Raw genomic sequence first — 6044 nt, 5'->3', positions numbered from 1 at the left:
GTGTCACGCAGTGTTTCGAGAAAGGAGGAAGACGATCGAGGCAAAGCTATAGAAAGAAAATTTCAAAGACGCTACTTGGGCCTAGCGGATTTAGAGGACTGCAGGCGTCCCCGTTTCGCTGGATTTCGCAGGCAGCCATGCTGAGTAGTTACCGCCGCTGAGCTCTAACCCAAGTTTGGACAAAAAGCGACCAGTTCTCTGCATTGCTACACCGCTGGCTATGCCAACATACATTTCCGCAGCAGTCCGGGCATGTGCCCAGGCGCGGAAGGCCATCACCATCTTGATGGCAGCCAAGCCCCCTCTATGCTGAGGGTGCACCAACAAAAAAATTGACGAAGCGATTCGCTCGTGGGAAAAAAAATACTCGTCGATGCTGCCAATCATCAAGCCGTGCATCCCGCCAGAGCTATGACGCGCACCCACAAAGAACGTGGTGGACAACGGTTTCTCAACCATGTGGGCAAATCTCTGCGCCACACGCTCATCTTCGTAACACAAGCGCGAAAACCGGCTTTCCACATGGCAAAGCCGCCCAAGCTCCACCAATTGCGGAATGTCGCCCAATGTAGGTGGTGCGATTTTCACGCGGCAGATCCATGCAATTGAACAACCGGCGATTGCGCAGCCTGCTCCCACTGCACCTGAGCAGCCAGCAGGGCGTCATGCGAATCTTGACCGTCAATCGCTTCAATGCTGATCAACGGTGTTGTGTCTTGGGCTCCAGTAACAGTGTTTATCATTTGCACCATCAGCAAGGCCATATGCTCTGGCGTGAGCGGCACAGCCACTACAGAGGTCGCAACAGGTTCGACCAGCGCAACCGAAATAGCATCACCATTGGGCTGTGCGATAGCGGCCGCCGTCGAAGCGCGACCAGCCTCAGAAGCATTCATAGCCGCTAACGTACCTGGCAAGCGAGCGGTTTCATCAACCGCAAACGCCACATCACCCACAGCACCCGTGCGACCATCCGACCACGTAAAGCGAGATTGCCCCAGCTCAGTGACACCGTCCAACTGCCGGATTTGATGGTCGCTTGTGAGACCAATTTGAGTGATGCCGATTTCGTCCAAGGTATGAAACTCGCCCAGAGAGCTCACGCCATTGCCATCAGCATCTTGCCAAACCCCGAATTCCCGCCAACGTGCATCCAACCGGCTCAGCAAGGCGTCGCCATTGCTGTCAAAAGTGGCAAGGCCTTCCAGGTCAGTACGCGAACCGGCGAGGTAGCTTGTAAAAGATATTTCATCAAAACGATCAATCACCCGGTCGGCGCCTATGTCACGCACCAACAAACCGTCGTCGGTCGACACCCACGCCAAGTGCTCTCGCCAGCCGTCGCTATTAACATCGAAATAGGCTTTGGAATCGTCCAGGCCCACGTATTGCAAGCCATTACCATTCAGGTCCAGCGTGACAGGCTTTTTACCGCCGCCTCCACCACTTGCGTTAGAACCCATATGCACGGTATTGATGGCAACGGTGGTACCGGCACCGCCGCTGTCAGTCACATTGATGCTGAAGGGATCAGCACCGCTGTAGCCATCGCCTCGCTGGCTGTAATACTGCCACGCGCCCGTCTCACTGACCCAATAGGAGCCAGCCTGGGTGTGATCGATCGAGTCCGGCGCGTTTGCCGCTGTGTACAGGTTGGCCCAGGCATGGCCATGCTGTGCCGATGCACTCAGTCCAAAACTAAGTTGATCTGAATTTCCGTCCGGGTCAAAAGCCACCACACCGCCGTTTTGACGATACGGATCATCGTCCAGATAGCCCGATTCGCCACTCGTAAACGTTGCATCCTGATTATCAAAACCGACTGGGCGCAGGTGACCGTTGAGGTAGGTGCTACCGCCAGATCCAATAAGCAGGCCACTGCCCAACAGTGAGCGTGCCTGACTTTCTGAGTAAACCAGCACCGTCGCCTGACCGATTACCACGGTGGCGCCGCTTTCATCCACGCCGTAAACGTTTTGCACCGTGGCTCCGTAAATTGGTCGGCCATACCATATGTCTTCGATGACGGGTGCATCGTTAACCGATTGCACATTCAGATAAGCAGTTGCCCAAGTCTGACCACCTTCTCCATCATTGCTTCTGTACTCAAAAGTGGCTGTGCCAAAAAAGTTGGAACTGGACTGAAACCGCACACTGCCGTCTGCCTGCAAAGTGACTGTGCCATGGCTGGCGTTACGCACGGCATCCACCGTCAAGTTGGCCAAGCCACTCGCATCCGGATCTGAGTCGTTGGCCACGAGTTGGCCGCGCTGGATAACAAACACAACATCTTCAAATCCGATAAAACTGTCGTCTACCGCCAAAGGATTCACATTGATTGCCGAAAAGTCAATCTCCGTTGTACCCACGCTTTGCCCGCCGTCCGCATCCTGCACTACGTACTGAAACTGCCCCCGCCCCGCATAACCCGGCGTCGGCGCAAAGGTCACCGACCCATTTGCATTGAGAACCGCACTGCCATGGATCATCCCTTGTACTGCCACGATACTCAAGCCGGTCGGAGTCTCCCGATCCGTGTCGTTGGCCAGCAGCGCTGCCTGGCTCAGGGTGTAGGTCGCGTCGCGCTTGCCCATCAGCAATTCGTTGTTGACCACGGGGACATCGTTGACCGATGCCAGATTCACCATCGCTGTGCCTTGTACCTGCCCACCGTTGCCGTCATCGACTACGTACACAAAACTGGCCGGGCCAAAATAGTCCTGTTCTGGCGTGAACTGAATCGTTCCATCGGCCAGCAAGGCCACCGCGCCATGCTGCGCACCACTTACCGCGCTGATGTTCAGCACCTGCCCGTTGGTGGCCATGTCCACGTCAGTGTCATTGGCTAGCAACAAGGCAGGGTTGATATTGAGAACCACGTCTTCGTCACTTGCAATGCTCTCACCCGCGACCACGGGCAGATCATTGACGGGCAACACCGTCAGACACATGGTCGCCTGGGATTCAAGGCCCTGACCTGCAGCGATCAGAGCATCGCTGCGGTCACCCACCCAGTAGCTGAACTGGGCCGGGCCGTTGTAATTGAGATCGGGAACGAAGCGCACCATGCCATCGGCTTGAAGAAAGGCCTGGCCATGCTCAGCCAAACCGACACGCGTGACGTGCAACACATCACCATCCCGAGCTGTGTCCACATCAAAGTCATTAGCCAGCAGGTCTGCAACGTTGAACATCAGTGTGTTGTCTTCGTTACCGACGGCGGTGTCATCCCGCGCAGTAGGGGCATCATTGACACTGACGATCTCCAGCGTAGCGTTGGCCACCGTGCTCAAGCCGTACTGGTCTGTCACCGTGTAGGAAAAGCTAGCCCTTCCGTAGTAGTTGGTCTCCGGAATAAAGACCACTTCGATGCCGCCAGTCTCGTTGATACGCAACGCAACCTGACCATGACTTGGGTTACCCACAGCGCTAATGCTGAGCATGGGCCTGTTCAAGAAACTTGCCGCGTTCAAAGTGCTGTCGTTGGCAAGCAAGGTTTCGGCAGTGAGGCGCAGTCCGATGTCTTCGGTGCCGGCGATTAGCTCACCTTTGACTTCGGGATAGGCCAGTAGCACATCGGCACCCATCACAGTGGCGATCAATCCCGCAGTATGTGCAGCTGAGGATGTCCAGTTCGATTCAGCAGAACTCGCTATTGAATTGATAGCTGCTTGCGCCTGTATTTCTTGGGCTAGAGCCTGATTTAACGCATAAATATCGCCCGTCAACTGCCCTTCCTCGCTATTTTTGAGGTGCACGTCTGAAATGACGCGACCGAGCTGCAATGACGACAAATCGACGTGCGCCGGGTCTGCCGGAACAGTCGGACCTGAGCCCGACGGCGTGTTGCCTGACACAGAGGCGGACGGCACATTCGGGTCCAAGCCAGTCAATGCCGCTTCGATGGCCGCGCCAGCCAAACTGCTGTCTATTGGCAACGACTCCGCAGAAACCACCGTTGGCCATTGCACCGCACTTGCACCCAGTGCCAAGGCGACCAAAGGCGTGATACCGGTCGCCGTACTAAACATGCTGCCGTCTGCACTGCGAATCATCGCTGCCGTGGCTTCCCGCTGGGCTTGCAACGTAGTGACCGCTCCAAAAGGTACGAATCCAAGCGGGTTACCTGTTCGGTTGGCCAGTGTACGAGCCGTCGTGGTAGACAAACGGCTGTCCTGGGCGTCAACCAGCACCGTTTGGCGGTCATTCGTGCCATCAGTATCTATATCCCCGCCATGCGTGTGCGCCGCATCGCCATCAAAGGTTCGGGTGTTGACCGCATGCAATGTGGCAATAGCCGGGGCATTCGCCTGTTCGTCCAGCTGCAATACGCCACCCGTGACGGACTGGTATGCCACGCCCAAAATGTCGCCGGTCAAGGTCTGCGCTGTAAGAGCGACGCGGCTACCATCAACCTTGATGATCCGGGGTGAACTGCCGCTGAAGTCGATAGCAGCGATACCTGCTTGCGTCAAAGTCTGTGTTTCGCCCTCGCTGCTTGCGTCGGCGTTAACGTCTATCCATAAGCGCAATGCAGCGAATGCCGGATCTCTCACATCAAGAAACTTGTCGCTATTCGTATCCAGCCAGTTCAAGCTGCTCAGGGCCGAGCCGCTCAGATTCAGGAGCTCACCCGCACCAATGACACCATCTCCGTTGACATCTATCGCCAACGCGCTTTGGTTGGTGGCCAACCACTGGCTGCGCTCCAGATAGCCGTCGCCATCGATATCTATCAGGGCGTTTTGAAGGGCGGGCTCAACCGGCAGCGCGAGTGTGAGAGCTTGCAGTGTCTGGTGGACGCCGTCGGCCAGCTCTTGTGGCAAGCCTGCCTGCGCAGCAGGCAAGTGGATGCCCTGACTTTGCTGGTAATGTGCCAGCACGGTCTGGACCTGCCACGTCGGAGCAATCGCGCCCTGAGCATGCTGCATGAAGTCCCCGGCCAGGGTTTCGCTCGTACCATCGCCCCGGCTACCTTCGCCATCGTAGTAACGAATCTGAGATTGGCCATTCTCATCGGTCCACTTCAGGTACACAAATCCCTTGGCACCGTTGGCCAGATTGAAGCCATCGGGGTCGTACTGATAGCCTATAGCGGGCAGCAGATTGGGAATTAGAGCGCAGCTGTTGCCTGCCTGGTCACGGGTGTTGGCCAATTGAGCTTGCAGGCCATCGACCAGGTTTTGCATCCAGCTTGTGRCAGTAGCGCCGCCGCCTTCCGTGTCCTGATCAGTGACGACGAGGATATTGCCTGCTCCGTCCCATTCGGCATGGGCCAGGCCTTCGCGCATGGGGATATCGGGTTYGTCGGCAAACAGGCCGCCCAAGAGGGTGAGGACAACAGCAGCCACCGCGCCCCAAGGCCCTATCATGCCCAAGCTGCTCATGAGGCTCAGTCCGCTGGAAGCGATACTGACTCGATCGCCCGAATCCAGCGCAAGCACAAAGCCCAGAGCAGGCAGGAAGTTACCGCCCAAATTTTGGCTAATCAACCCGCTGTTGGCTATGCCTGCGGTGGACGTCAGGCTCTCTACAAGGCTGAGCCCGCTGTACAAGGCACCACCGGCATTGCCTTGGTCCAAGGCACTGAGCAAACCCAGCACGCCAGCAGCCGTTCCCAAGTCGCCGGGCAAGGCACCGCCGCCGCTCATCTTGTCTAGTGCGTTGTAAATGCTGCTTACCGCGGCAAGCCGCTGCAAGTCGCCCATGTCGTCCCAATGCTGCAAGCCGATGATGCTGTTCATCAGGCCGATGGCGCTGGCTGCCTGGCTAACTTCGGCCTGCTCTTGTGCGTCTTGGTATTGCTGGGCGCTTACGATGGCATTTGGGTCACCGGATGCCGCCCGGGGGTTGAGGTAAACGCTCTCCCCTCCAATGTCTTTAACCTGTACCCAACCGTTCGACAATCGGGTGACTTCGCCCACCATGTCACCATCGGCGTTGACGAGGAAGCTGCTAGTGTCGTTGAAGGGCAGCACGTCCAGCCCGGCTAACTGACCCTCGCCGTATGCTCCGCCACTGTGACCGCCGGCAAAGTGGCTGGC

At 57.1% G+C, this 6044-nt stretch carries 2 protein-coding genes; both read right to left on the bottom strand.

Annotation, left to right across the window (positions count from 1 at the left end; genetic code table 11):
- Nucleotides 1–90: 90 nt before the first annotated feature.
- Nucleotides 91–588, bottom strand: coding sequence for a hypothetical protein (locus tag AC1D1P_RS12030; RefSeq protein ID WP_477668263.1), 498 nt, complete (start codon nucleotides 586–588; stop codon nucleotides 91–93).
- Complete coding sequence (locus tag AC1D1P_RS12025; protein WP_477673134.1) at nucleotides 585–5978, bottom strand: tandem-95 repeat protein; 5394 nt, start codon at nucleotides 5976–5978, stop codon at nucleotides 585–587. Before AC1D1P_RS12025 ends, AC1D1P_RS12030 begins: the two co-directional genes overlap by 4 nt.
- Between the last annotated feature and the right edge of the window lie 66 nt (nucleotides 5979–6044).

This window comes from Polaromonas sp. P1_E1_2 (assembly GCF_056406035.1).
This window is presented reverse-complemented; position numbering and strand designations above follow the sequence as displayed.